The organism is Providencia sp. PROV114 (assembly GCF_032704305.1).
GTDB lineage: Bacteria > Pseudomonadota > Gammaproteobacteria > Enterobacterales > Enterobacteriaceae > Providencia > Providencia rettgeri.
This window is the reverse complement of the sequence record NZ_CP120528.1, coordinates 4,279,718-4,302,576: the sequence shown is the minus strand read 5'-3', so window position 1 is coordinate 4,302,576 and position 22,859 is coordinate 4,279,718. Positions and strand designations below refer to the sequence as shown.

The window sequence follows — 22,859 nt, the reverse complement described above, 5'->3', positions numbered from 1 at the left end:
AGGAATTACTCACCAAGACAGGCACGGGGGTGCGTCATGTCTTTCAAGATGATTGGATTGGCCGTATTTATTGCAGGTGTATTAGGGTTGGCCTACTTACTGTTTTTTACCGGGAAGTCGGAAAAAAAACCGGGCGGCGAAAAGGGGAGCCGGAAGCCAACGCTCGACGAGTTGTTTCCCATTGATGCCGAAACGGGTGAGCGAATTTATCAAAGGGAAGATCACGAAGGCGTGATATCCAGTGATGACGAACTGACTCCGGCCATTTACGTTGGGTACAAACGCCATAAATTTATTCTCCCGCGCGATGCCAGCAATCTGTACTCTCGCCTGATTGAGATGTTTGCCGACCAATATGCGGTTGCACCACGCGTCAGAGTGACCGACATTATTCAGGCCGAAGAAAAGGATTTTGAGAGCCAAAGTCTGGACGTCAAAAGTGCCATGCAGTTTATGTCGCGAATGAACTTTAACTTTGTTCTAAGCGATGTGCATAGCGGCGAAATTGTACTGGTCATGCTGACTGAAGAGCGACTGGCCGAATCTGAGAACAGTGCATTTCTGATTGGCCTGCTCAGCCACCTGAATATCCCGCTCTACCGCTACGAGCGCCTGGCAGATATCAGCGATAACGATCTCGCGATAGATATATCGGAGACCATCTCCGACGGTCAATTCGAATAAACCAAATGAAAGCCCGACTTGTTCGGGCTTTGTCGATTCTGAACTACTGATATCATGTATTTGTGAGATCACTTAAAGGGGGCGTGGAATGTCTCAATCCTATAGATATTGGACAGGTAACCTGTATACCGGATCCACGGTATTCATTCAGCACCAGGACGGTCATCTTTCCAAAGGTGAGGTCGTTAATGTTGCCGAACAACGGTTCATTGTTGCTGGCATTTCCTCTCCCTTTGATAAATTCACGGCGACCAGCATAGAAGGTGTTGTGGCGCTGCCTGATGAGTATGATGTCCGGGAGCGTTATAGCATTCAGCAGCAGCGGGATTACCTGGACCATCTGGACATCGCAACACTTTCTTCTCACCAGGTCAATTATATCTATGCCGGTTTACATCTAGCGAAGCGTGCGGGGGGAGGAGCATTGCCAGGTATGCCGGTCACTGAAACCCCGGAAGGGATACACAGATATATACAAGAACTCAATCTTAATGCCTTGAGTGAGCTTCAGGTCATGTATATGTTAACTGGTTTAAAAATAGCAAAGAACGATTAAAAAGAGGTTTTCTATGTCCACGACAGAGCGAACTAAAAAAGGGGCCCCGCGCCGGAAAAAACGTGCACGCAAAAAGCACAGGCACTGGTCGTATTCGATTTCATCAAGGGAGTACCTGATTGCGTTCCTTCTGGTGTTAATTGTTGCTGCATTATCGGTAATTTATTACTGGCGTTCGACAACCTTGGTCACTACCTGGGATGTTGGTGCGGTCACTCAGCCAGTTATTCGGACATATAATGAAACCGGCACTGGCATGAAAACAGATTTTCAGACCACTAAGGGCCAATTTACCGTTCAGCTACAAATTTTCCCCAATCCGGGCCTGCCGCTTGAACTGCGCCAGTACCATCGTGGGAATTTCAAGCTTTGCTATTTGATGGGGGACTACGAATATCAGTCTGGAAATGCCCTGTGCTTTGACATCCCGACAAGTGATGGCCTAACCATCAGCAGCAAATTGTAGCACCTGTAAATTCGGTCAGCGGCACTACCCGAAGTAAAATCAGCATTATATACATTCCTAAGGAAGTGCAAATGAGCCAACCATCGATAGCGCAACGCATTCACACCAAATTACCACCGAACTCGGTTGAGGGAGCTATTCAGGCGCTTGAGAATACAGCCTTGCTTTCAGGAGCTGACGTGTTATCTATTACCGTCATGCGCAACACGATCTACGCGAAGTTGGAAGAATACAGCGATGTGTTATCTCTTTCGCCGGAGCGGGTCCTCCAGTCACTAGAGGATATTCGGGGTCATGAGTCGCCAGTTCAGTTCTACAGCGATCAGCGCCTGCCGGAAATTTGCGATGCTTACACTTGGCCGACCGCTGAAGAATTTCGCGAGTGCCTCAGTGAAAGCGGTTCAGCGCCCGTATTCCTTTGCCCGAACTGCAATCAGGATTCGAACCACGAAAGTGAATGCACCGCGCAAATCACAGATAGACACGGTGTTCAAGTAAATTGTGGCTGGATCTTGAGCCCAACCTCGGATATTCTACGAAACAGTATAAAAATACTCATACAAGCTGAGTTTTTGAATAATCTCCAGATCCATCATCTTTTTCGCCCTAAAGGAGTCGCTCTCCCAACGCGAGTTTGTTTTGATGAATTTGGTGAAGACCTTGAAGACGACGTGTGTTGAGAGATAAGAAAGTAGTACCTTATTTAATAGATGCCTCGTTTAGGACGAGGCTTTTTTTTTGCCGATTCACTTCGTCAGCAGTTACCCCCACAGGATAATAATTCTATTTCCCGTGAGGTACTCCATGACCACTTTAGCCATCTACGATCCCAATCGCGCCGTTGAATTTCAGCCTATGTTACCCCTGTATCAAACTGAAGACAGTCATCATGCTGGTATCAATCCGCATGAAGGGTTTCGTATGTTTAATTCACTGACTCAGTTGCTCGCGGAGTACCGTGAGGCTCGTAGCGAAATCGAATCCCTGCATCTCGCTGTGATGGGCAAGCGCCACAGCCAGGCATTTCGCTATTTCACAGACGGATGTAACAACTCGATGGGGACTACGTTGGCCGTTGATTGCCTGTTTGATCTCCAGCGCGCCACATGCGCACTGGATGAGTCTTTCTGGCAACAGGTATTAGATCTGACTGGGGTACGAAACTTTATGCCGACCGCCCGAAAAGATGAATGGTACAACACGCTTCGACAGTGGCGCAAAGCTTCACCAGATCGACTTACCACCCTGCGGCCCGTTGCCTTCACGGAAGAGAACGTGCTTGCCACAGCCAAAGGCTTGACCACCGAGAAAAAAGATTATTTCGCAGAAATGGTCGAAGGCGTATTCAAAAACCTGTCCGTATTTCACAAAACCAACAAGGCGCAAGGATTTAGTCCGAAAATGGTAATCACTAATTGCCTGCCTTGCCGTGACTATAAGCGGGGTTATGACAATATGGATTACCTCAGCGATCTACGTAAAATTATCGGCCTCATGCAAGGCCGTCCCGGCGCAGAGATCGTGAATAAATGGGCGTTAGAGCAATCCCTCAGTAATAATGTTGGGGAGTGGATATCGGTAGACGGTGGCACTCTGACATGCAAAGGCTTCCTGAATGGCAATGTACATATTCAGGTCTCAGAGGCTGTGTGCGATGACCTCAATACGGTATTAGCTTACTGAATGCCTGGCCTCATCCCACAGTTCAAAGAGCGAGGAAAAACCAACAAGGCACCGCACAACACGCAATACACAGGCGATTTAATTGACTACCGGATTGCGTTCCCAACATGCACTGAACTCGCTGAAATGGCGCGAAACAACCAACACAGTGCGAAACAATATGGCACAGGACCATTCACTATTGTAATGCCTCGCCTATACCATTATGCCGACCTGGTGAGGAAGGAGCTTGATAGCATCTTCCGCATTCTGGGCGCTGTAGAGCTTAAACCTGAAGTCTACGAATTTGAATTTTGGCCGATGGAAGCATTTAAAGCGATCGCCATCAGTGGCACGCTGCCCGACCAGAAAACGCATCAGTTCTATCCAACAACAGGCGAGCTTCAGAAAGCTGCAATGGATGAATGTGACCCGCAAGAAGGGGACTCACTATTAGAACCGAGTATCGGTTTTGGCACACTTCTCCGCAACTTGCCGGAGGGCATCAAGGTAACTGGGGTAGAGACAAACAGCGTTGCTGCTGCGTGCTCGCGCCTACGCTGGGATACCTACCAGCAAAATTTCCTAAATGCCACAGTTAAACAACTCGGATTATTCGAACGAGTGTTAATGAATCCTCCCTATTCTCAAAACCGATGGAAATTGCACGTTAAGCATGCTCAGCAATTCGTTAAGAGTGAAGGTAGGATAGTTGCCATCCTGCCAGGCAGCGCTACGCAAGACAATGTTAAGGCGTTAATTGAGAGGGAATGCTCAGTCAATCAAGTAGGTTCCTACGAAAACGCATTTGATAAGACAAACATTAACGTTAAACTATTCGTTATTGATTTTTATTAAAATTATTTGCCGAAGCATACTCTATATACTACGGCATTAACGGTAATCTCATGAGCAAAACAGACTACATACTCCGTGCGTTGTCAAAGATTTCGCATAAACGCTGGGAGCACTACATTATCAATCGGGTCGTCCATACGCTGGATGATCCAGATATTGAGTTCGTTTGCCAACAGTGCATTCGAAAAGAAGGGCACTTAGGCAAAATATACCTTGCTGATCTGCTTTTTCCACAGCTGAACCTCTATCTTGAGATTGATGAGGCTCATCATGATAGTAACGACGCTAGAAAAGCTGACGCCGTGCGTCGTTTAGATATCGTAGAGGCAACAGGGTTCCAGGAGGAACGGATCCCTGCCAGTAACATAACTCTCAGCGAGGTAAATAAGCTGGTTGATGAGTTTGTCCGTTTAGTTAAAGACAAAAAAGAAGAGCTCGAAAATCAAGGCCTGTTTTTCCGCTGGGACTATGACGAACGATACTCTGCAAAAAAGCATATAAATACTGGCTACATGGCCGTGGGCCCTAACTCGGTTTTCCGCTATCACAGAGATGCTTTGCAATGTTTTGGGTACCGAAGAGAGGGACATCATCAGTCAGGCAGCTGGGCTCTGCCTGCTGAAGTCGTTCAGTCCATCGGATTGACAGGCCGCGTAATGGTCTGGTTTCCTCGTTTGTATGAGGCTGGAGAGTGGAAAAATGCACTCTTGGCAGACGGCAACAAGATCACTGAACAAAGCCTTAATGCAACAAGAAACTATCAGGAAACGTGGGATTACCGCATTGTTATGGCGCATTCCCGTGATGAATTAAACCGTACCTTGTACCGTTTTTTAGGCGTCTTCGCTATCGACGTTGATAAGTCCTCAGACGAAGTAAAAGTGTTCAGTCGTGTTCATAGCCAAGTCAACGTTTACCGCTCCCAAAATTAGCCGACATTTTGTCGGCCATTATCCTTCGTCACCGTTCCCCATCATCGTAAAATAACGGCCTCATAGGTTAGCTATGCCATCTTTGCTGCTTTTTCTACACCTATATGGCTCGCGTTATCAGTGATTATCTAAACCCAGGACAACAGTGTGACTCAGTTTGTTAATTTGCGCGGTAAGCGATTGGCTTTTTCCGCCAAAGATTCATCTTCTATCCCTCCCGGTGCTTCAGGTCTTATTTATCCTAAAGACTCAGGGTTTATCATTACCGATGAGACAGGCATTGAACGCCTTTTTATTGAGCACGACAGGGCCACAGGGGTCTCCTGGTTTTTAAAAGTTAGCCGTCGTGGCGTCCGCCGTTGGTTTGAGCCAACTAACGATGACACGCTCAAAGAATTCGGGTTAGACACCCTTGACTATACCGCCTCAATCATCCTTGCCGGGCGTGTCCACCAGCAATGTAAAAAATACCTTTCAACGATACAGGCACGATAAAACATCAGGTAAACAGCCCAGAACAAGCAAAAAATGAAGGCGTTTCGATCTCCTTTACGTTCTTTGTCAGCGGTAGTTGCATGAGACAATTAACGCATTCGAAACTGCTTAGGAAGAGTCATGGGTAAATTTAAACATTGGTTAAAGCTGGTGGTCTACCGCTTTACATTGAGCAACGACGAACTTTCGAAGTGCCTGGCTGATCGCCGGAGCATGGATGAGTTTCGCCGCAAGGCCTCTGATGTGAAACAGCGCATGAAACTCCATGAGCTCGCTGGTGGTCGTTGCAATGAAGATGGCGGAGAGGGAATCCCGTTAACATTCCAAGGTATCCGTCTGAAAGCTTATCAACCTGCCGAGGTGACTATTCTTGCCTCACGATCTACAGGCTCCAACGTTGTAGACCTTAGCACGCGCCGAAAGCGTCGTGACCTGGTCAATGTCATTTCACACTCGTCGCACCAAAAGCGTTGCGGTCAATAGTCCATATTTAAATAAGGGATTTCCAATGTCCACCATGCAACACGCGAAAGTTAGCTCCCATTCTATCAAGCCCGTTTTCACCGAAACCTGTAAATCATTTGTAAGCGTTTATGGAGTTTTAATGCTGGTTGTTCCGGCCTTAATTGGAGGGGGATTACTTTCCCTGATGATGCAGAGACTCTCAATGGCCGATATTGGTTTCTTCATCCTTCAACCCGTATTCATTGCCTCACTGGTGATGATGACGCTGACCCATCAAAAGATCACTGGCAAAAGACTGCCTGTGAAAAACCACATCCGTAACCTGCTAGTGACTTTGTTTGCCGGTGTTATTGCCACATTCTTGTTGGTGTTTGCGCTTTGGTGCTTCAGCCTTTATATGCCAACGGCCAGCGCTGCCGCAGGTAACACTCAGGTTCCAGTCCCGTTAGTAATGGATCCTGTCTCCCAGCCACAAGGCTCCCTGTCGTTATTCCCGGTCTACTTCAACATGTACAGCCTGGTGACGTTCACAACCTTTATCATCCTGCCCATGATGCTAATGTTCATCGGGACTGTGGTGCGCTGTGAGAGCTCATTATTTCGTAACTTCAAAACGGTCTTCTTGGCAGTATTTCGCAACGTGAGCATTATGATTATCATCGCCATGCTTTCACTTGCCGTGCTCGCTCTGTGGTCGTATACGTCACTCAACAGTGACTGGTTGGTGTTTTCTTCCATCGTTCCCATCGCGCTATTAACCGCTGTTATCCAACGTATTGCCGCGCTGTCTTTGCCTGTCGAAATTAAACTATGAGGTTAACCATGAAACTCCCCATCGCTACATTAATAATCATAATGCTGTCTCTGGGCTTTGCCACAGCAAAAGCCGCGCCTTTGCCTAACGAAGCCATCGGCGAAATTGCAGGCTCACACGGTGCTGTACTGACCTCAATTGCTGAGTGCCGAGCGTACATTGAAAGCCCAAGTTCGCGAGGCCAAGAGGTAGCCCTTAAAATGCAGCAGGCGTTACATAAAGCGCTCGGTGCCGAAGAAAGCACTGATGAAAGAGCGCAGGCCATGACAGAAAAAATGCGTGAAAATATTGAGCAATTCACCGGCCAGCTGAAAACTCAGTTTGATGAGATCGGGGCAGGCCCAGATTTTCGCCGTGAGAAGTGCGAGCAATTGATTGCCGGGAGCATTGCGCGCGCCGAGCAAGTAGACATCAAATACGGAGTTAAATGATGGTGTACGTGCTGATCGCCATTATCGTGATTTTGCTCCGTTTTCTTTATGTTCTGGACAATAATAACCGCACCTACCTTTGGAAATTGACCAATAAAATGATTGTCATGAGTGACTCACTTAATATTGTGACATCACCTCATCATCTTGGTTCGATACCAGTATTAATCCTAACGTTGGTTAAAAACCTTGAGCACAACCGAGCTGCGGCCATTGCCTATCTGCAACTGAATATTCCGAACAGTCCTGAAGCCAATACAATCGCATGCGAACTTCGATATACGCAGGCCAGTGCTAAGCAAGGCTTATGCCGAGTCGTCGTTTTGCTCGTAGATCTGGAACGCAAAGGGCAGAACGTTTGTCGACTAGTGGATGCGTTACGAGTGACGGATTTGGATGCAGATGACGTGTATACCGCTTTGGACGAACGGTACCCATCAGGTGGGCAACACACTCCGTTACTACTTTTAAGTGACTCGATCCCTGGGCACTGGGATTTAGGTGGTAAGAAATGAATAAGTTTCGTATTACTCATACCTACGCAATTCGGAAAGATGATTTTTACGCGATTGAAACCACAATGAGTTTGCGTCAGGTCAATATGGCTGTTGCTTATCTTCAGTTTATGCACTTCAACCTTCCGTCCTTCAACTTCCTTAATGACGGGCTGTGTGAGCTGGATGTCATCGTGTTAATGCACCGCATCTACGGCGCGTATGTCATTACTGATCGTACCGCTATCGAGGCGGAAGTTGATCTCTATGTTAACTGGGAACAGCAGCTGTGCCAGATTCAAAAAATACTCCCCGAAATACATGAGATAGCAAGACCCGGCGTGAATGAAAGTATCCTGTTCCACTTGTGGGAAATGGGTAACCGGATCCTCCCGATGCTCAAGCAGACTAACACCGCTCTGCATGATGAAGCCATGCTTCAGCTACCGCGCATCGACAGAGTGCTCAAAGGAACCGCAGTTGACTCGGCCTGGGGTTGGTGTTCTTTCGACGGCGAACCTTGTGGTGGTAATGTCTATACCAAGCAATCAACTCCGGATTTACTCGTGAGGATTTTTTGATGAATCGACTCGGTGAGCTACCAAATGGTGCTGTTTGGCCGCACTTGCTTAATGTTATTCAGCGTGATGTTTATGCCCAATTCGGTGGAGAATCATGAACATTAAAAAACTGTTTGCAGTAAAAAAACCTTGTACAAATTGCCCCTTCAGAAAGGTGGGAGGGATCTCGCTGGCAGAAGGGCGCTTGGATGACATTAAACGCACATTGCTTTCATCAGACCAAGAGGTTTTCTTCTGTCACAAGACGACCTACCAGGGTAGTGCAGACGACATGGAAGAAGGGCAGTATCAGCCATCAGGCCGCGAATCCTACTGTATGGGGGCTATGGCTTGGCTCTATGTCAACTGCCGTCTAAACCTCGCCACCCGATTAGGCATACTTCAAGGCAGTGTTACCATTGAGGAACTGGAAATAGCGACAAAGACCATCAACACGACAACGCCATAATAAAACGTTGCACAATAAACCACCCTTTTGTGTAGGTTAAACCTGCAAGAATTGGCTATATGCTCTACATCCTAGCCTAAATAATCTTCTTACAGGTTTAACGATGATCTCCCTACTTCATGCAACTTCCCCACTGCTTTGCAGCGATATTAAGCATGCTCTAGACTCCCTAAACATGCATCACCGTGCTGTTCGCCTAGCTGATTCAAACGGCGTTGTGTCATTATTTAGTCTTCACCCAGTATCTGAAAACGTCATCTCCCATTCTTTGGGAGAGTGTTCGGATCCTGTATCTGAATATCTAAAGCTTACCCCCCAACTTCTTGAATTTGAGCAGGCCGGAAAAACCGTTCTTACCCATATTAAATCGGACAACCTGCCAGCCGTGGCCGCTGCGTTGAATGTTGGATTCAGTTCAAGTGGATTGATTGCGTTTAAAGATCCTAACGGCTCTGATGTTGATGTGGTTGAACTACAATTCACAAGTCCTAAATCTGTTCAAAAATCCTTCACTCCATTTCCTAAAGAAGGGCTGTCCGATGGAGTGCTAACACTACGCGTTTCTTCCCGGCCAGATGGAACTCGAATGTTCCAAGATCACCACGACTCTATTACTCGATTTTGGTCTATCTATCCTGACATTCCATTTTCTCAGTTTGATAAAGACTGTCGCTTAGCTGGACTGTATTGGTTGCTGGGAAAAAAATGATGCTCTCGATTTTTGAAAATAAAACGCAAGAACTAATAGGAAGAATCAGCCTTCGGCCTGTAGTTCCCCCCAACGTAGGTGATGTTGGCTACGGTGTCTACTCAGGCTTTCGAGGCAAAGGTTATGCTTCCTTAGCTCTAAAGATGTTTTCAGAGTGGCTCATGACTGAGGGGGGGTTCTATCGTCTGGAGTTAGGCGTTAAACCCGAAAACGTGGCCTCCAAAAAAGTCGCACTGAAAGCAGGCTACATTCATGAAGGTGTCAGTAAAACCCGTCTAATTAATCAGGATGGTACTTTCAGTGATCAACTGAGTTACGTAAAAACAAAACCCTGAAGTAATAATTTATCCATATAAGTGAATATCATGAAAGAAGATTTCTTGAGCTATATCGAGTCTCGTGTTGATGGTGAATGTGTGTTCAGAGCAAAACGTCTGCCTGATAACGTCAGTGCTTTTCGCCGTAGGAAAATTAAAGGGATTTTTAGGCCAAATTCATTCATTGATCTCCAGCAGATTGTGATCGGCGCAAATGAGTTTCCAGGAACCCGATTGCACCCTGTAAGTGTTGGGTATAACTGGGGACTTGGTTCTAAGAAGGATCTTGCTGATGGTAGCTACCTTGTTGAACTACAAAAATTAAATACAGTACGAAAAATTGATACTGACCAAGGCTGGGCAATTATTGAGCCTGGCGTGACTCAAGGTGAGCTGTCTGAGCTGTTAATTGGCACCCCAAAAATGTTAAACATAACAGCGTCTTCTGCTCACTCTAGCTTCCTCGGCAACTCGCTGGATAGAGGGGTAGGGCTTCGTCACCAACGGACTGAAGACCTTGTTGGCATTGAAGTTCTATTGCCAACGGGAAAAGTTATTCGCGTTGGCTGGTGGCCCAGCCATGTTGAAACGCCTGTGTATTCACATGGTGTTGGGCCCTCGCTGGTACAATTCTTTGCTCAGTCGAGTTTTGGGATCATCACGGCGGGAGTAATCAAACTCCATAACCGCCCTGAAAGCACCAATGTAGTTCGATTTAACTTCAGCCGGAAATTGCTTTCACCAGCAATACAGCTGTTGAAAAAGTGGGTAGCCAATGGGCTCAGTAGTGGTGTATTGAAGATTTATGACACCACGGCCAATTCAACTTACGGGGGTAGTGACGGCTTATATACTGTCCACCTGTGTGTAGACGGCTTATCTGATGATGTCGTGCAGCGAGTTAGTTTGATCAAAAGGCTGTGCGAGTCTTCACAAGTGTTCACAAATGTGACATCCAATCCGGTCACCGAAGGTAATTACCCTGGGCCTGATGTAATCGCAAATTTAGTTGAAGCCGCGCATGTTGGCGATACCTCACTAAATGACACTCTGCTTGGGAAAACGCTGGGGGCCGGTCATACCAAAATTGATGCTGGTGGCAATGGCTGGATCTTCTTCCTCCCGTTAATTCCTTTTACTTCTGATGCCTTGGAAATGGCCTATCAGTTGATTGATGAGGTTCACAAAGATACAGGAATTCTTTGTGGAGCTACGATCAACGCCCTTAGCGGTGATGTAATTGACCTGGTCGTATCTATCGCTTTTAAGAAAACCGAGAAAGAGTCGGCGGATGCGTTAGCAGCCTTAAATAAGTTACATGAAAAATTTACGGCCAAAGGATTTATCCCGTACCGGCTGGGTGTTGAGCATGCCAAATGGGCATCACTAGTCACACCCGGCGAAGGTGAAAGATGCTTCGTTCGTGAATTAAAACAATTCATTGACCCCAATAATATTATCAGTAATGACCGATATTTATAGGTGAGCAAAATGCACGCAATCTCATTCGAATCATTGTTACTTGATGCAAAAAAACTGGCGAAGGAAGTTTCTCCTGAAAGTCGAGCGTTCGAAGAACAGCGCCGGTTACCCACCGAGGTAGTTAACAAACTCAAAAGGATCGGTGTATTTAGAATGAATTTCCCTATGGAATGGGGAGGACTGGAACTAACCTCACCTCAACAAACGCAGATTATTGAGCAGCTTGCGGTAGGTGATGCAGCTGTAGCTTGGTGTGCAATGATTGGTAGTGACTCTGGGATCTACTCAGGCTTTATAGAAGAGTCAGTGGCCCGCAACATGTTCACTGTTGACTCCATAACAGCAGGTTGGATACATCCACAAGGGAAAGCTGAAATAGTGCCTGGTGGATATCGCGTTACTGGCCGCTGGCGGTTTGGTAGTGGATTAAGCCACTGCGACATACTCAGCGCTGGGTGCTACGTTTACCAAAACGGAAATAAGCTCTTAGATGCACAAGGAGCGCCGATTTGGCGGGTTATGATGGCTAAACCAGATGAGTACGAATTGCTGGATAATTGGCACACAACAGGACTAGCAGCAAGTGGAAGTCGTGATTATTGCGCCAACGATTTGTTTATTCCTTTTGAACACAGCTTCAGTTTTAGTGAGCCGTATCGTAAAGGCCCTTTGCATGACGTTCCTGATGCGATCCTGCGCAATATGGCAGGGATACCTCTGGGGATGGCTCGCGCATCGCTGGACTATGCAATCAGCCTCGCCGAACACAAGTTCGACCGTTCATTGTCCGTTTCATGGAAAAACAGCTCACGCGTACAGATGGTCCTTGCACAGTCCGAAATTGCGCTCTATAGCGCCCGTAGCGCTGTATATTCCTCTCTAAGTGAGCAATGGGATAGTCTTACGGGTAAAGAGCCTCTAAGCGATATGCGGCGCATTACTGTTGCCTTGGCAAGGCAGCAAGCGTTCGAAGTTTCCCGGCAAATTATCTCATCCCTTTATGACCTTGTTGGTGGGGCTTCGATCTATAAAAGAGAAACCCCAATGGACAAATGGTTACGCGATAGCTACACCATGAATCAGCATGCGGTTGCCAGTGAATCGATTGTTCAGCAATGCGGGCAATATCTTCTCAATGGACATTCAAACAACCTGTTCATTTAATACGTATAGGCTGGGTAATCCCAGCCTAAGCTGTGAGGTTGAAATGACGACTGCTAGCATATCCAGTGTGAGCAACTTAAATTCTTACATATGCCGAGTTGGGATGTTTTTTGATACGGAATTGAATTATATATCAGGTCAGTTCATCCATGTAACTTTGGAGTGCGGCCGCTCTGGGTACTTTTCAATAGCCTCTCCTGAAAGGGTAGGCCAAACAATCGAACTACATATTGCAGACACAGGAAAACCTGATAGTTTTCTGTCAAAACTACAAGTCGGTGATAAAGTCAGCGTTGCCGGTCCTATGGGGAATGCTTGGTTGCGGTTAGATACCTATAGACCAATCATCATTCTGGCATTTGGCTCGGGGTATTCTTATGCCCGCTCTATATTGCTTACTGAAGCATCTAATGACACGAACAGAAAAGTAAGCTTTTACTGGATTACTCAAACCGAAAAGGACTTTTATGAAAGGGACATGTTGGAGTCTCTACCAGAACGATTTTCAGTAAATTTACTTCACTTCCCTAAAGGAGAGGGAACAAACAAGAGTGTGATTAATACATTGAAAAATAAAATAAAAGAACATCCTGCCATTGCAAACTACGATGTTTATTTGGTAGGAAAAAGGAGGGAGTGCTTGCTTATCAGGCAGGTTATCTGCTCTCGGTTCGGTGCAAATGTCACTCGCGTATATAGTGATTCCTTTTGATATTATGCAATTAAAATTACCTCGTCGATGCATTATATCTCTTTACTTAGCATAGGTATTGAATTTCTAAACGGTTACCATCCTCTCATAGCCGCGATGGCCTGTTTCATATTACTTGAATTTAGTTTTGTTAATATGTTTTTGACGTGAAATTTAACTGTATTCTCTGAAATGGATAATCTATTTGAGACTTCGCTATAGGTTTTACCTCGACTTACCAGATTTAAAACCTGTAGCTCTCTAGCGCTGAGGATCTGCAATTTATCTTCTGGGCACTGGTTGTATTTTTGCAATGTGCTTTCATGAAGGATAAGAATTCTTCTGTATACGTCATCATTAAGGCGTTTGTCGTTCTCCATCATTTCTAGTTGTTGCTTTTCACCCCAAACACTAAAAGCAATAACGTTATCCATATGGTCATGTAAGGGGATGGTGTACCCATTCAAAACACCAGGAATTACATGCTTGGATACCCTAACATTCCTCACATCCAAAAATGGTTTACTTCCTACATCCACCCAGTGAAAAGGAAGTATACTTTTTTGAGCGTAGACCATGATAGGATCGATGTGATGAAATGATAGTTTTTCATACTTGTTTTTCCAGTGCTGAGGGAAGTTTGAAACAATAGATGGGTTTTGCTGTTTGCTCTTAGGCTTAACAGCATAGGAGAATCCCTTGCTTCCTAGCGAATCCGTTATGCTATGAATTTGTTCTATAATCTCCATATCCTTACAATCGATCAACCCCTTCACTTTCACCACCTCTCTCGATTACCTCAGTCCCAGCCCATAGGATACTCGGCTTCAAGCCTGAAAGCATCACGACCGTATGACATGAAAGATATGTTTACTTCTTTAAATTGCTTTTTCAATAAGATTCAATTCTAATTAATTATTCCTATCAATACTTTGTTAGGCATAAAACACCACGGAATATGTTGTTATGAATAAAAAAAAATTTAAATTAAGTGATATTTCAGATCGGGTTCTTTCCTCATTAAATGCAAAACCTCCGCGTAGGATCAGCTTAACCCAGCAAGTTGAAAACCGCCTAAAATGTGCCCTTATATTGGGGTTTCTTGCGCCAGGACAAAAGGTGGTCACCAAAGACATTGCGAATTCGTTAAATATGAGCATCACCCCTGTCCGAGAGGCATTGGTCAGGCTTTCTTCATATGGGGCGCTGGATGTTTCACCTTCGCATGCATTTCTGGTTCCCAAAATTCAACCAGACCGCCTTATTGAATTGATGGGCATCCGGAAGTTATTGGAGTTGCCCGCGATCACTCGCTCAATCAATATCATGTCTGATGACGATCTTGGCTCGCTTGTGGAACTGACTCGAGATCTTGAAGTGGCTCACTTGTCCGGGGAAATTCAAACTGCCGTTCAGCTACACTGGGCGTTGAGGTTGCGCATGTTTTCACTCTCTAATTCTCCTGAACTTATGGCGTTGATTACCCAGCTCTGGGTCAGTGTTGGACCTAGCTTCCACTTTCTTTATGGAACCACATCACTAGAAGATTGGCCTAAATACTATTTTCCTTTGCGTGATGCGCTGCTCAGTAGGAATGCAGACAGTGTCATTCAAATTTTCACCAATTCCATCGACAGTGGCTTAAAATTGTATATGGATATTCACGGGAAGGGTTAAGTTTAATGCAGTTACTCGAATTCATCCGTTACTTGTACCTAAGCCAAAAAAACAAGTTATTCATCGCAATATTTATTGTCGCATTAACCGCAGTTCAGCTTGTAAACGAGGGCGTTGATGCGACGACATTTCTTGGTTTCATCCTTGGCTTAGCATTTGTAATGGTAGCAGGCAGGCAGAAGTTCGTGAGAGCACTGGTTATATTGGTTGGTATTCCGTGTATTTTACTCGCAATCATCACCGGCTATCACCCACCGGAAGGATATCAGGGCAGTATTTCAGGCTTTGTGGTGGGCGGGGTTATAATACTTCTGCATCGTGAGTATGTTCATTACCAAAATACCATCAAAAAATAGTTACTAGACAATCATTCGCCTCTGAATAATAATACTGTATATATTTACAGTATCAAAGAAGGTGGCGTTATGCATTTTTCATTATGTGAATTACCAGCGGGCATAAAACTGCCTTTTTTCGAGGCTCTAATCCCCGCAGGATTCCCGTCCCCAGCCTCGGATTATTCAAAAAATAACATAGACTTAAATGAATTATTAATAACACATCCGGCAGGAAGCTATTTCTTGAGAGTGTCTGGTACATCCATGATTGATGCCAACATCAGTGATGGAGATATCGTTATCGTCGATAGCAGTCTTCAGGCCAATGATGGAAATATTGTCATCGCTTCTATTGATGGTGAATTTACAGTGAAACAACTCCAAAAAACACCATTTCCAGCACTCATTCCGATGAACCCTGACTTTTCACCGATCCCAATCCCGTCCGGTTCAGAGTTTAATCTTTTTGGTGTAGTGACGTACATAATTCACAAGGCATTGTGATGCTGTGTCTCGCAGATATTAATTCGTTCTACTGTTCGTGTGAGGCGGCATTTAACCCACGGCTTGCAGGTTTACCTATCGTTGTGTTGGCAAATAATGATCACATTGTCATATCGCGCTCAAAAGAAGCAAAAGCCCTGGGCATCAAAATGGGGGCGCTGTACTTTGAGAATATCAACTTCTTTAAATATCATAATGTTCAGGTGTTTAGTTCAAATTATTCGCTTTATCAAAACGTGTCTGACCGTGTTATGTCTGTATTAGCTGGCTTCTCAATCGGTATGGAAGTGTATTCAATTGATGAGGCCTTTCTAACTGTGCCGGACAGAATACCTAACTCAAGCCTTGAAGATTTTGGTCGCGCGATACAGCAAGACATATTACAGATCACTCACGTCCCGGTAGGCGTAGGCTTTGGCCCCACAAAAACGCTCGCAAAACTGGCTAATCACGCGGCTAAGTCCTGGTCAAAAACGGGCGGGGTGGTGGATTTGAGCCAAAAAACGCGACAAAGAAAATTGATGGCGTTATTACCGGTGGGTGATGTGTGGGGAGTTGGAAGGCGCATCGCCGCGAAGTTAAAGGTCATGGGTATTCATACCATTTTAGACTTGGCCGACGCTGATATTGCGATGATCAGAAAAACCTTTGGGGTTGTTGTTGAAAGGACCGTGCGGGAGCTTAACGGGGACGCTTGTATCGAATTGGAGGAAGTCCGGAAAGTTAAGGAGCAGATCATCTCGTCTAAATCGTTCGGTAAGAAAGTTGAGCGGTATGATGATATGCACCAGGCGGTATGCAGCTACGCTGAGCGAGCTAGCATGAAGTTAAGAGAAGAAGACCAGCTGTGCAGTGTGGTCTCCGTGTTTGTGAGTACCAGCCACTATTCTCCCGGCTCAATGTACAGCAATCGTGCCATCGAGCGCTTGGTGTATCCCAGCGCCGATACGCGGGATATTATCAATGCCGCAGTCAGGGCGTTGAATGCAATTTGGCGAGACGGCCACCAGTATCACAAAGCCGGAATTATGTTGTCGGACTTCACCGATTCCAAGATAACTCAGTTCGATTTATTTAATGAAGTACAGCCATTCAAAAGAAGTGAAGAGCTCATGCGAATGCTGGATGACATGAACCGGTCGGGAAAATTCAACATTGGCTTTGCAGGAAAGGGTTGCGATCCTACCTGGCAAATGAGGCGGGGAATGTTGTCTCCTGAATACACAACAAACGTCAACGAGATCCCTATTGCTAAGGTGCGTTGAAAGGGTGCTTGCAAATGCTAAAACCAGAATGATTCAAGCGCCTACAACCATAATAACAGGCTTTCACTTATCACAAATATTTGATTTTATTAATTATCACAATAAATATGTCCTAAACTTTTGGATCTAATACCTCATAATAACCAGGCCCTGGTAGGTTTTCTGATTGCTTTCGATAATGCGTCAGTCTCTCTCGAAAATATTTTCTAAGATGTTCAGGTTGTTCTTGCTCCACTTGCACATCAAGCACCTGCTTATTCAATCTTTCCTTATATGCAACACCTGATGCAGCAAGATCTACGTTAACCTTGTCCATTTTTTCTTTTGGTAAATCCGCCAGATTGTGTCCCATGACTTTCCTAACATTCAACTCTCGATTTGTCGATCATAGATACCTTTAAAAATAAATCCATGCATATTGAATAATAACGTGACGATAGATGTTGATTTAGAGGTTCCAGAAAATTCTGAACAAAATGAAATCCCAACTCAAAAAAAAGCCAAATGTTAAAATTGTTAACGCGATACGCATAATCATCATTATGTTAAACGTGACTTAATAACGCATTGTTTTATATAGGTTATTTCTGTACATTCCTTTGTTGGGAGACCAAAAAAAGTCAGCATTTCCTTCAAATGGACTTCGGTGTTAATAACCTGCAAAACAGGGGCTCATTGTCATGTCGTCATTATCGGAGCCGTGTCGTTCAAACATCGTCACCAGTGGTAGTTTGTTCATGATTCTTAAACATGTACGCAAGGTTCTCTGGCAGATATGCACTATGTTGACAGAAGTGACGGATTTACAAGTCTTTTTGTCACGAAATGCAGTAAGGAGTATCAAATGTTAGACCTACCGATCGAAAGCGCACATTTCGCCACTAAAGTCCTGTAGTGTCTGTTTAGACTGCCTTTTCCTGATACTTGATGAGGTTTCTATGTTTAGCAATAAGGAAGTAATATCATCTTTTGAAGGTGACGGTTACGGGTTTACACAACACCTTACTTTCTACATCAACAATCACGATCTGACTCTGTCTCAAGGACTCACTGAAGACATTGACGGCATCCTATCCGATGCATATGACAAATCCATGCCGGAAGCACTGAAAGTAGTGCAAAACGCGCTGTTCATGATTTACCAAATTAACCTCTGTTATCCCTTATCAATTCCCGCGTCACTTCAGCATGACGAAGTGATATCTGTAATCAGGCGAAAAATTGAAGCCAAGTGGCTGTCTGCTGAGTTCGCAGGCCACACCAGTAACTGTTGGCAAGACGACAATTTTGCAGAATTCCTCGTCAATGTCTGGCAAGGGCACGCAGCATCCCATCATCCATTATTCGAATATCTGGAAAAAGATGCCACGGCTGAGCAACTCTATTTATTTCTCAAAAGCGATAGCGCTCTGAACCTGATTTTCTTCGACCTGGTTTCTCACACGCTGATTGGTGCGATGCCGGAGACTAGAGGCACTATCAGTGAAAATATCTGGGATGAAATTGGACATGGTGATAACTACTTCACGCACGTAAACCTCTACAAAAACGTCCTTGAAAGGCAAGGTATTCAATTACCGGAAAACCACTACATCGACCTGTATGGTGCTGATGCACTTACAGGGCATAACGCATTCCTGCTGGGTTGTGTGAATCGAAGCCATTACTACAAGCTGTTAGGTGTCATGGCAATGACTGAGTTGCTCGATCCACCGCAATACTCTAAGTTAATCAAAGGGTGTTCTCGACTAGGCCTGACTGACCGTGACTTCCACTACTATTCGGAGCACATCACGATCGATGTTAAACATGGCGAAGATTGGCTGTATAAAGTAATTAAAGTTATTACAGATCAGCACCCTGATTCCAAAAAAGAGTTTTACTTAGGAAGTATCTTAAGGCTTCAAACAGCTGAACGATATTACGACAATCTTTTATCACAAATTAAAAAGATTTAACCTATAATAACAAGTGGCCGAAAGGCCACTTTGGATAACGAATGGCATATTTATTACTAACATTAGCCGCTATTTTCTGGGGCGGTAATTACGTGGCAGGACATTTACTGGTTGGCTATATCGACCCTTACCTGCTGAGTATTCTACGATGGGGATTTACATCGCTGTTAATGTTCTCTCTGTATTGGAGGGTGATACGAAAAGACTGGCACCTACTTACAGAGAACCTAGCAATAAACTCTCTGTTTTCATTATTAGGCCAAGTAAGCTTCCCACTGACGCTCTATATCGGCTTGCAGTACACAAGTTCACTTAATGCCGCAATATACATTTCCGCCACCCCCTGCTTGGTTCTGATCATTAACTTCCTATTCTTCAAAGAGCATATTTCGAAACGAAACGTGATTGGGGCCGTTGTCAGCACTATTGGAGTTATTTATCTAGCCCTCTCTGATGTCAATGGCGAGTCACAGTTTGCATCGTTCGGAGTTGGAGATGTACTGACTATCATTTCCGCACTCAGCTGGGCATTTTATTGCGCCTTGTTACGCAAGAAAGATAAACGCATTACGCATACCTCCTTGGTCAGTTTCTGCTCGCTGATAGGAACTGTTTGTAGTGGCATAGTTAATTTGGTCACCAAGTCAGAGGTGATATCATCACCTCATAAACAGATAGGTGACATTTATGACAAAACGTATAAGACGGCTTTTCAGTGCTGAATTCAAACTTGAAGCGGCTCAATTGGTTCTTGACCAAAACTATTCCGTGGTCGACGCCGCCAACGCTATGGGCGTAGGTAAATCAACGATGGACAAATGGGTTCGGCAACTCAAGCTAGAACGCAAAGGTATTTCACCGAAAGCGTCACCCATGACGCCTGAGCAAGTTGAAATTCGCGAATTAAAAAAGAAAATCGCGCAACTTGAAGAGCATAATGAGATCTTAAAAAACTGCCTACATTTCGCGATATCCCCCATCTGACTAGAAACATAGAAAGATCTATACTCTAAATTAACCGGATAGTGGTCGTACGCCTTTTGGAGACATAAATCCCGTCAAAAAACCTGACCCAGGGAAATCTGCGGACCCGATGTTGGTGGCATAGACCCCGTTTAGGAAAGTGATTAATCCGAGTTCCCCATCCGGTATTCACAATTGAGCCGAGGTTACTATGTCAAAATTAAAACCAAAATCCCAATCACTTCCTGTCATCAATCCTAATGCTGCGGGTATAGATATAGGTGGCCGTTTTCATGTTGTCGCCGTTCCTCCTGATCGCAGTGACAAATCCGTTCAAACGTTTAAAGCTTTTACTGGCGATATCCATAACATGGCACGTTGGTTAACTAAATGTAGAATAACGACCGTCGCTATGGAGTCGACCGGCGTATACTGGGTACCTGTGTATGAAATTTTGGAAGAACATGGTTTTGAGGTTGTCCTTTCCAACGCACGTGATACCCGAGCAGTACCAGGTAGGAAAACTGATGTGGGAGATGCACAATGGATCCAGCGGCTTCATGCATGTGGTTTGCTAAAAGCCAGTTTTAGACCCGATGCTACAATAGCTGAACTTCGGACATATATGCGAGTCAGAGAACGTATGTTGGATTATGCAGCAGCACATATTCAACATATGCAAAAAGCACTCACATTCATGAACGTTCAATTGCATATAGTCGTTTCTGATATCACAGGTGTAACGGGGATGAAGATTGTAAGAGCCATCGTTGCGGGCGAGCACGACCCAGCTATATTAGCAAAATTCAGAGATCCACGTTGTAAAGCGGATGAACAAACAATTTGTGCGGCCCTAAAAGGTAACTATCAGCCAGAACATCTATTTGCTCTACGTCAAGCTATTATTTTGTATGATGTGTACCAGCGACAAGTAAATGAATGTGATGTACAAATTGAAGCTGTACTCGATAGGCTTTGCATAAATTCGAGCGAACCCGATGAGCCTATCCCCAAACCAAAGCACAGAGCAAAGCAGGCAAACGCAATGACATTTGATGTGCGAGAAAAGCTTTATCGTTTAATAGGGGCTGATCTCACGCAAATTCACGGCATAGGCCCTTTTCTTGCGTTACGACTGATATCTGAGTGTGGTACAGATATGAATAAATGGCCGACTGAAAAGCATTTTACATCGTGGTTAACATTATGCCCAGGCTCAAAAATTAGTGGTGGTAAAGTCATGTCTTCTCACTCCCGAAAGAGTAATAATCGAGTTGTCGCTCATCTCAGGCTAGCAGCAACGACCGTTGGTCGTTCAGATACAGCCCTTGGTGCATTTTATCGAAGGCTCTCATCTAGGATTGGTAAAGCAAAAGCGGTAACTGCCACTGCAAGAAAGATAGCTATACTGTTTTACAATGCAATGAAATATGGCACAAAGTATAAAGATCCTGGCGCTGAATATTACGAAGAGCGGTACAAAGAAAGGGTACTAAAAAATCTCAAACGCCAAGCCGAGAGAATGGGTATGACTTTACAGGCAAAAGAAGAATGTGTTTCTTAGGAAGGCTACAGCGTTGGTGATGTCGGACTCTCTGAACAATTCTCGCTGATCGAGAAACTCAGTCGGCGCTTTAGTATAAAACAGCTGTGTAACGTGTTCAGTGTTCATCGCAGTAGCTATCAATATTGGCGTCATCGCTCAAAGACACCGTCAGTGGAACAAATACGGCTTCGGGCTCTTGTTCGAGAAGCCCATGAAAGCAGTCACGGTTCTGCTGGTGCTCGTACTATTGCTGACATTGTATCGAATACAAAACAGGTTCCTTTAACGCGCTATCGTGCAACTAGATTAATGAAATTACTTGGCTTAGTGAGTTGCCAAACACCAAAGCATCGATATAAAAAAGCGACTCAAGAGCACGTTGAAATACCGAATTATCTCGGACGTCAATTTGCAGTCACGGAGCCAAACCAAGTTTGGGTGGGTGATGTAACGTATATTTGGTCAGGTAACCGATGGATGTATCTTGCTGTTGTGATGGATTTATTTGCTCGAAAATCCATTGGTTGGGCGATGTCATTTTCACCCGATAGCCAACTAACGGGAAAAGCATTATCAATGGCTTTTGAATCAAGAGGTAAGCCAAGAAATATCCTGTTTCATTCAGATCAAGGAAGTCATTATACAAGTCGTCAATATCGCCAGTTATTATGGCGTTATCAGATAAAGCAAAGTCTATCTCGGCGAGGTAATTGCTGGGATAATGCACCGATGGAGCGATTTTTTCGAAGTTTAAAGACAGAATGGGTACCCATTTTAGGCTACCATAATTTTATAGAAGCACAGCAAGAAATAACACGATATATCATCGGGTATTATAGTCAGCTTAGGCCTCATCAATATAACGGTGGCTTAACGCCCAATGAATCAGAACGATTATATTGGGAAAACTCTAAAACTGTGACCAATTTTTGTTGGCCACTACAGTTATGCTGATACCGATCTACCTAGCCTTTTTGTTCTTCTCGAGGGATTCGCTCACCCTATCAATGCCAGAGGATGCATCTATTTACCCTGCTCTTGGTGTTGCCTATCTTGTTATCTTCCCGTCATGGCTTTCTTACGTATTCTGGAATAAAGGTGTTGCTATGATCGGTACAACCAGGAGTGAGATCTTCACGCACATTATCCCGGTCTCAGGTGGCTTACTGAGTATCGTACTATTAGATGAGCAAATTCATCTGTATCATGTAATAGCACTGGTTATGATTATCTTTGGTATCGTTTGCTGCTCAGGTAAAAATAAAGAGAAATCCTCAATCACAGCGACACCAAGTAAGTCTGTATAATACAACGCACTAAATAAAGACAGAGAGCTCATTGCTCTCTGTTTCTGTTTTT

The 22,859-nt window shown here is 44.7% G+C and carries 29 protein-coding genes and 2 pseudogenes; 29 read left to right on the top strand and 2 right to left on the bottom strand.

Going from position 1 to position 22,859, the window contains the following annotated elements:
- Positions 1-36: 36 nt before the first annotated feature.
- The 19 genes from P3L37_RS19700 (at position 37) to P3L37_RS19610 (ending at position 13,270) form a co-directional block, all read left to right on the top strand.
- Positions 37-684 carry a DUF2726 domain-containing protein gene (locus tag P3L37_RS19700; RefSeq protein ID WP_052219397.1) on the top strand — a complete coding sequence of 216 codons (648 nt, stop codon included), beginning with the start codon at positions 37-39 and terminating at the stop codon, positions 682-684.
- Positions 685-772: 88 nt separating this feature from the next.
- Positions 773-1,240 carry a hypothetical protein gene (locus P3L37_RS19695; RefSeq protein ID WP_272667543.1) on the top strand — a complete coding sequence of 156 codons (468 nt, stop codon included), beginning with the start codon at positions 773-775 and terminating at the stop codon, positions 1,238-1,240.
- A gap of 13 nt (positions 1,241-1,253) precedes the next feature.
- Complete coding sequence (locus P3L37_RS19690; RefSeq protein ID WP_241501925.1) at positions 1,254-1,706, top strand: hypothetical protein; 453 nt, start codon at positions 1,254-1,256, stop codon at positions 1,704-1,706.
- Between the two features lie 71 nt (positions 1,707-1,777).
- Complete coding sequence (locus tag P3L37_RS19685) at positions 1,778-2,386, top strand: hypothetical protein (RefSeq protein ID WP_011039662.1); 609 nt, start codon at positions 1,778-1,780, stop codon at positions 2,384-2,386.
- Positions 2,387-2,510: 124 nt separating this feature from the next.
- Positions 2,511-3,389 carry a DUF4942 domain-containing protein gene (locus tag P3L37_RS19680; RefSeq protein WP_272667541.1) on the top strand — a complete coding sequence of 293 codons (879 nt, stop codon included), beginning with the start codon at positions 2,511-2,513 and terminating at the stop codon, positions 3,387-3,389.
- Positions 3,390-4,226 (top strand): hypothetical protein, encoded by an 837-nt coding sequence (locus P3L37_RS19675; protein ID WP_272667540.1) that lies wholly within the window; start codon positions 3,390-3,392, stop codon positions 4,224-4,226.
- 50 nt (positions 4,227-4,276) lie between these two features.
- Positions 4,277-5,158: an AbaSI family restriction endonuclease gene (locus P3L37_RS19670; protein ID WP_067423767.1), complete on the top strand. Its 882-nt coding sequence runs from the start codon at positions 4,277-4,279 to the stop codon at positions 5,156-5,158.
- A gap of 147 nt (positions 5,159-5,305) precedes the next feature.
- Positions 5,306-5,653: a hypothetical protein gene (locus P3L37_RS19665; RefSeq protein ID WP_067423769.1), complete on the top strand. Its 348-nt coding sequence runs from the start codon at positions 5,306-5,308 to the stop codon at positions 5,651-5,653.
- Positions 5,654-5,773: 120 nt separating this feature from the next.
- Positions 5,774-6,136: a hypothetical protein gene (locus P3L37_RS19660; protein WP_011039666.1), complete on the top strand. Its 363-nt coding sequence runs from the start codon at positions 5,774-5,776 to the stop codon at positions 6,134-6,136.
- Between the two features lie 25 nt (positions 6,137-6,161).
- Positions 6,162-6,932 carry a hypothetical protein gene (locus tag P3L37_RS19655; RefSeq protein ID WP_067423770.1) on the top strand — a complete coding sequence of 257 codons (771 nt, stop codon included), beginning with the start codon at positions 6,162-6,164 and terminating at the stop codon, positions 6,930-6,932.
- On the top strand, positions 6,929-7,363 hold the full coding sequence (locus tag P3L37_RS19650) for a hypothetical protein (protein WP_272537169.1): 435 nt from the start codon (positions 6,929-6,931) through the stop codon (positions 7,361-7,363). The genes P3L37_RS19655 and P3L37_RS19650 overlap by 4 nt, the downstream gene beginning before the upstream one ends.
- Complete coding sequence (locus P3L37_RS19645; RefSeq protein ID WP_156656698.1) at positions 7,360-7,878, top strand: hypothetical protein; 519 nt, start codon at positions 7,360-7,362, stop codon at positions 7,876-7,878. Before P3L37_RS19650 ends, P3L37_RS19645 begins: the two co-directional genes overlap by 4 nt.
- Positions 7,875-8,438 (top strand): hypothetical protein, encoded by a 564-nt coding sequence (locus tag P3L37_RS19640; RefSeq protein ID WP_067423773.1) that lies wholly within the window; start codon positions 7,875-7,877, stop codon positions 8,436-8,438. The genes P3L37_RS19645 and P3L37_RS19640 overlap by 4 nt, the downstream gene beginning before the upstream one ends.
- 94 nt (positions 8,439-8,532) lie before the next feature.
- Entirely contained in the window at positions 8,533-8,886 is a 354-nt protein-coding gene (locus tag P3L37_RS19635; RefSeq protein WP_011039671.1) for a hypothetical protein, read from the top strand.
- 175 nt (positions 8,887-9,061) lie between these two features.
- Complete coding sequence (locus P3L37_RS19630; protein WP_316927667.1) at positions 9,062-9,595, top strand: hypothetical protein; 534 nt, start codon at positions 9,062-9,064, stop codon at positions 9,593-9,595.
- The gene (locus P3L37_RS19625; RefSeq protein ID WP_067423779.1) at positions 9,592-9,930 is read left to right on the top strand and encodes a GNAT family N-acetyltransferase; all 339 of its coding nucleotides are present in this window, start codon (positions 9,592-9,594) and stop codon (positions 9,928-9,930) included. The genes P3L37_RS19630 and P3L37_RS19625 overlap by 4 nt, the downstream gene beginning before the upstream one ends.
- 30 nt (positions 9,931-9,960) lie before the next feature.
- Positions 9,961-11,394 (top strand): FAD-binding oxidoreductase, encoded by a 1,434-nt coding sequence (locus P3L37_RS19620; RefSeq protein ID WP_272537172.1) that lies wholly within the window; start codon positions 9,961-9,963, stop codon positions 11,392-11,394.
- A gap of 9 nt (positions 11,395-11,403) precedes the next feature.
- On the top strand, positions 11,404-12,558 hold the full coding sequence (locus P3L37_RS19615) for an acyl-CoA dehydrogenase family protein (RefSeq protein ID WP_067423784.1): 1,155 nt from the start codon (positions 11,404-11,406) through the stop codon (positions 12,556-12,558).
- Positions 12,559-12,601: 43 nt separating this feature from the next.
- A complete protein-coding gene (locus P3L37_RS19610; protein WP_272537173.1) occupies positions 12,602-13,270 on the top strand; it encodes an FAD-binding oxidoreductase in 669 nt (222 codons plus the stop codon).
- Between the two features lie 74 nt (positions 13,271-13,344).
- On the opposite strand, the gene P3L37_RS19605 is transcribed toward P3L37_RS19610, so the two are convergent.
- On the bottom strand, positions 13,345-14,025 hold the full coding sequence (locus P3L37_RS19605) for a helix-turn-helix transcriptional regulator (RefSeq protein ID WP_067423787.1): 681 nt from the start codon (positions 14,023-14,025) through the stop codon (positions 13,345-13,347).
- A gap of 190 nt (positions 14,026-14,215) precedes the next feature.
- Here P3L37_RS19605 and P3L37_RS19600 point away from each other — a divergent pair, with 190 nt between their 5' ends.
- From P3L37_RS19600 to umuC, 4 genes are all read left to right on the top strand, one after another.
- Complete coding sequence (locus tag P3L37_RS19600; RefSeq protein WP_272537174.1) at positions 14,216-14,926, top strand: GntR family transcriptional regulator; 711 nt, start codon at positions 14,216-14,218, stop codon at positions 14,924-14,926.
- Positions 14,927-14,931: 5 nt separating this feature from the next.
- Positions 14,932-15,282, top strand: a complete 351-nt coding sequence (locus tag P3L37_RS19595; RefSeq protein ID WP_011039679.1) for a hypothetical protein — start codon at positions 14,932-14,934, stop codon at positions 15,280-15,282.
- A 69-nt stretch (positions 15,283-15,351) separates the two neighbouring features.
- Positions 15,352-15,768, top strand: a complete 417-nt coding sequence (umuD, locus tag P3L37_RS19590; RefSeq protein WP_067423934.1) for a translesion error-prone DNA polymerase V autoproteolytic subunit — start codon at positions 15,352-15,354, stop codon at positions 15,766-15,768.
- The gene (gene umuC, locus P3L37_RS19585) at positions 15,768-17,033 is read left to right on the top strand and encodes a translesion error-prone DNA polymerase V subunit UmuC (protein ID WP_067423932.1); all 1,266 of its coding nucleotides are present in this window, start codon (positions 15,768-15,770) and stop codon (positions 17,031-17,033) included. Before umuD ends, umuC begins: the two co-directional genes overlap by 1 nt.
- A gap of 112 nt (positions 17,034-17,145) precedes the next feature.
- Here the strand turns inward: umuC and P3L37_RS19580 are convergent, their stop codons facing one another.
- Positions 17,146-17,385, bottom strand: a complete 240-nt coding sequence (locus P3L37_RS19580) for a DNA polymerase III subunit theta (protein ID WP_011039682.1) — start codon at positions 17,383-17,385, stop codon at positions 17,146-17,148.
- 586 nt (positions 17,386-17,971) lie between these two features.
- On the opposite strand from P3L37_RS19580, the gene P3L37_RS19575 reads away from it, so the two are divergent.
- The 6 genes and pseudogenes from P3L37_RS19575 to P3L37_RS19550 all read left to right on the top strand — a co-directional run bounded on the left by P3L37_RS19575 (position 17,972) and on the right by P3L37_RS19550 (position 22,807).
- The gene (locus P3L37_RS19575) at positions 17,972-18,991 is read left to right on the top strand and encodes an iron-containing redox enzyme family protein (RefSeq protein ID WP_206646384.1); all 1,020 of its coding nucleotides are present in this window, start codon (positions 17,972-17,974) and stop codon (positions 18,989-18,991) included.
- Between the two features lie 41 nt (positions 18,992-19,032).
- Positions 19,033-19,713, top strand: coding sequence for a DMT family transporter (locus P3L37_RS19570; RefSeq protein ID WP_082981380.1), 681 nt, complete (start codon positions 19,033-19,035; stop codon positions 19,711-19,713).
- Positions 19,694-19,942 (top strand): annotated as a pseudogene (locus P3L37_RS19565) (transposase); the annotation flags it as partial. The gene P3L37_RS19570 and the pseudogene P3L37_RS19565, both read left to right, overlap by 20 nt.
- Before the next feature lie 223 nt (positions 19,943-20,165).
- Positions 20,166-21,518, top strand: coding sequence for an IS110 family transposase (locus tag P3L37_RS19560; RefSeq protein WP_067424518.1), 1,353 nt, complete (start codon positions 20,166-20,168; stop codon positions 21,516-21,518).
- Positions 21,519-22,454 (top strand): annotated as a pseudogene (locus P3L37_RS19555) (IS3 family transposase); the annotation flags it as partial.
- Positions 22,448-22,807: a DMT family transporter gene (locus P3L37_RS19550; RefSeq protein ID WP_082981271.1), complete on the top strand. Its 360-nt coding sequence runs from the start codon at positions 22,448-22,450 to the stop codon at positions 22,805-22,807. The pseudogene P3L37_RS19555 and the gene P3L37_RS19550, both read left to right, overlap by 7 nt.
- Positions 22,808-22,859: the final 52 nt, after the last annotated feature.

Excerpts from the sequence above, each read along its gene's own strand:
- P3L37_RS19560 (WP_067424518.1), top strand. The coding sequence starts at position 20,166 with ATGTCAAAATTAAAACCAAAATCCCAATCACTTCCTGTCATCAATCCT.
- P3L37_RS19625 (WP_067423779.1), top strand. The coding sequence starts at position 9,592 with ATGATGCTCTCGATTTTTGAAAATAAAACGCAAGAACTAATAGGAAGA.
- P3L37_RS19670 (WP_067423767.1), top strand. The coding sequence starts at position 4,277 with ATGAGCAAAACAGACTACATACTCCGTGCGTTGTCAAAGATTTCGCAT.
- P3L37_RS19635 (WP_011039671.1), top strand. The coding sequence starts at position 8,533 with ATGAACATTAAAAAACTGTTTGCAGTAAAAAAACCTTGTACAAATTGC.
- P3L37_RS19630 (WP_316927667.1), top strand. The coding sequence starts at position 9,062 with ATGCATCACCGTGCTGTTCGCCTAGCTGATTCAAACGGCGTTGTGTCA.
- P3L37_RS19550 (WP_082981271.1), top strand. The coding sequence starts at position 22,448 with ATGCTGATACCGATCTACCTAGCCTTTTTGTTCTTCTCGAGGGATTCG.
- P3L37_RS19600 (WP_272537174.1), top strand. The coding sequence starts at position 14,216 with ATGAATAAAAAAAAATTTAAATTAAGTGATATTTCAGATCGGGTTCTT.
- P3L37_RS19570 (WP_082981380.1), top strand. The coding sequence starts at position 19,033 with ATGGCATATTTATTACTAACATTAGCCGCTATTTTCTGGGGCGGTAAT.
- umuC (WP_067423932.1), top strand. The coding sequence starts at position 15,768 with ATGCTGTGTCTCGCAGATATTAATTCGTTCTACTGTTCGTGTGAGGCG.
- P3L37_RS19610 (WP_272537173.1), top strand. The coding sequence starts at position 12,602 with ATGACGACTGCTAGCATATCCAGTGTGAGCAACTTAAATTCTTACATA.
- P3L37_RS19620 (WP_272537172.1), top strand. The coding sequence starts at position 9,961 with ATGAAAGAAGATTTCTTGAGCTATATCGAGTCTCGTGTTGATGGTGAA.
- P3L37_RS19575 (WP_206646384.1), top strand. The coding sequence starts at position 17,972 with ATGTTTAGCAATAAGGAAGTAATATCATCTTTTGAAGGTGACGGTTAC.
- P3L37_RS19685 (WP_011039662.1), top strand. The coding sequence starts at position 1,778 with ATGAGCCAACCATCGATAGCGCAACGCATTCACACCAAATTACCACCG.
- P3L37_RS19650 (WP_272537169.1), top strand. The coding sequence starts at position 6,929 with ATGAGGTTAACCATGAAACTCCCCATCGCTACATTAATAATCATAATG.
- P3L37_RS19660 (WP_011039666.1), top strand. The coding sequence starts at position 5,774 with ATGGGTAAATTTAAACATTGGTTAAAGCTGGTGGTCTACCGCTTTACA.
- P3L37_RS19690 (WP_241501925.1), top strand. The coding sequence starts at position 1,254 with ATGTCCACGACAGAGCGAACTAAAAAAGGGGCCCCGCGCCGGAAAAAA.
- P3L37_RS19655 (WP_067423770.1), top strand. The coding sequence starts at position 6,162 with ATGTCCACCATGCAACACGCGAAAGTTAGCTCCCATTCTATCAAGCCC.
- P3L37_RS19580 (WP_011039682.1), bottom strand. The coding sequence starts at position 17,385 with ATGGGACACAATCTGGCGGATTTACCAAAAGAAAAAATGGACAAGGTT.
- P3L37_RS19680 (WP_272667541.1), top strand. The coding sequence starts at position 2,511 with ATGACCACTTTAGCCATCTACGATCCCAATCGCGCCGTTGAATTTCAG.
- P3L37_RS19700 (WP_052219397.1), top strand. The coding sequence starts at position 37 with ATGTCTTTCAAGATGATTGGATTGGCCGTATTTATTGCAGGTGTATTA.
- P3L37_RS19675 (WP_272667540.1), top strand. The coding sequence starts at position 3,390 with ATGCCTGGCCTCATCCCACAGTTCAAAGAGCGAGGAAAAACCAACAAG.
- umuD (WP_067423934.1), top strand. The coding sequence starts at position 15,352 with ATGCATTTTTCATTATGTGAATTACCAGCGGGCATAAAACTGCCTTTT.
- P3L37_RS19640 (WP_067423773.1), top strand. The coding sequence starts at position 7,875 with ATGAATAAGTTTCGTATTACTCATACCTACGCAATTCGGAAAGATGAT.
- P3L37_RS19595 (WP_011039679.1), top strand. The coding sequence starts at position 14,932 with ATGCAGTTACTCGAATTCATCCGTTACTTGTACCTAAGCCAAAAAAAC.
- P3L37_RS19645 (WP_156656698.1), top strand. The coding sequence starts at position 7,360 with ATGATGGTGTACGTGCTGATCGCCATTATCGTGATTTTGCTCCGTTTT.
- P3L37_RS19615 (WP_067423784.1), top strand. The coding sequence starts at position 11,404 with ATGCACGCAATCTCATTCGAATCATTGTTACTTGATGCAAAAAAACTG.
- P3L37_RS19695 (WP_272667543.1), top strand. The coding sequence starts at position 773 with ATGTCTCAATCCTATAGATATTGGACAGGTAACCTGTATACCGGATCC.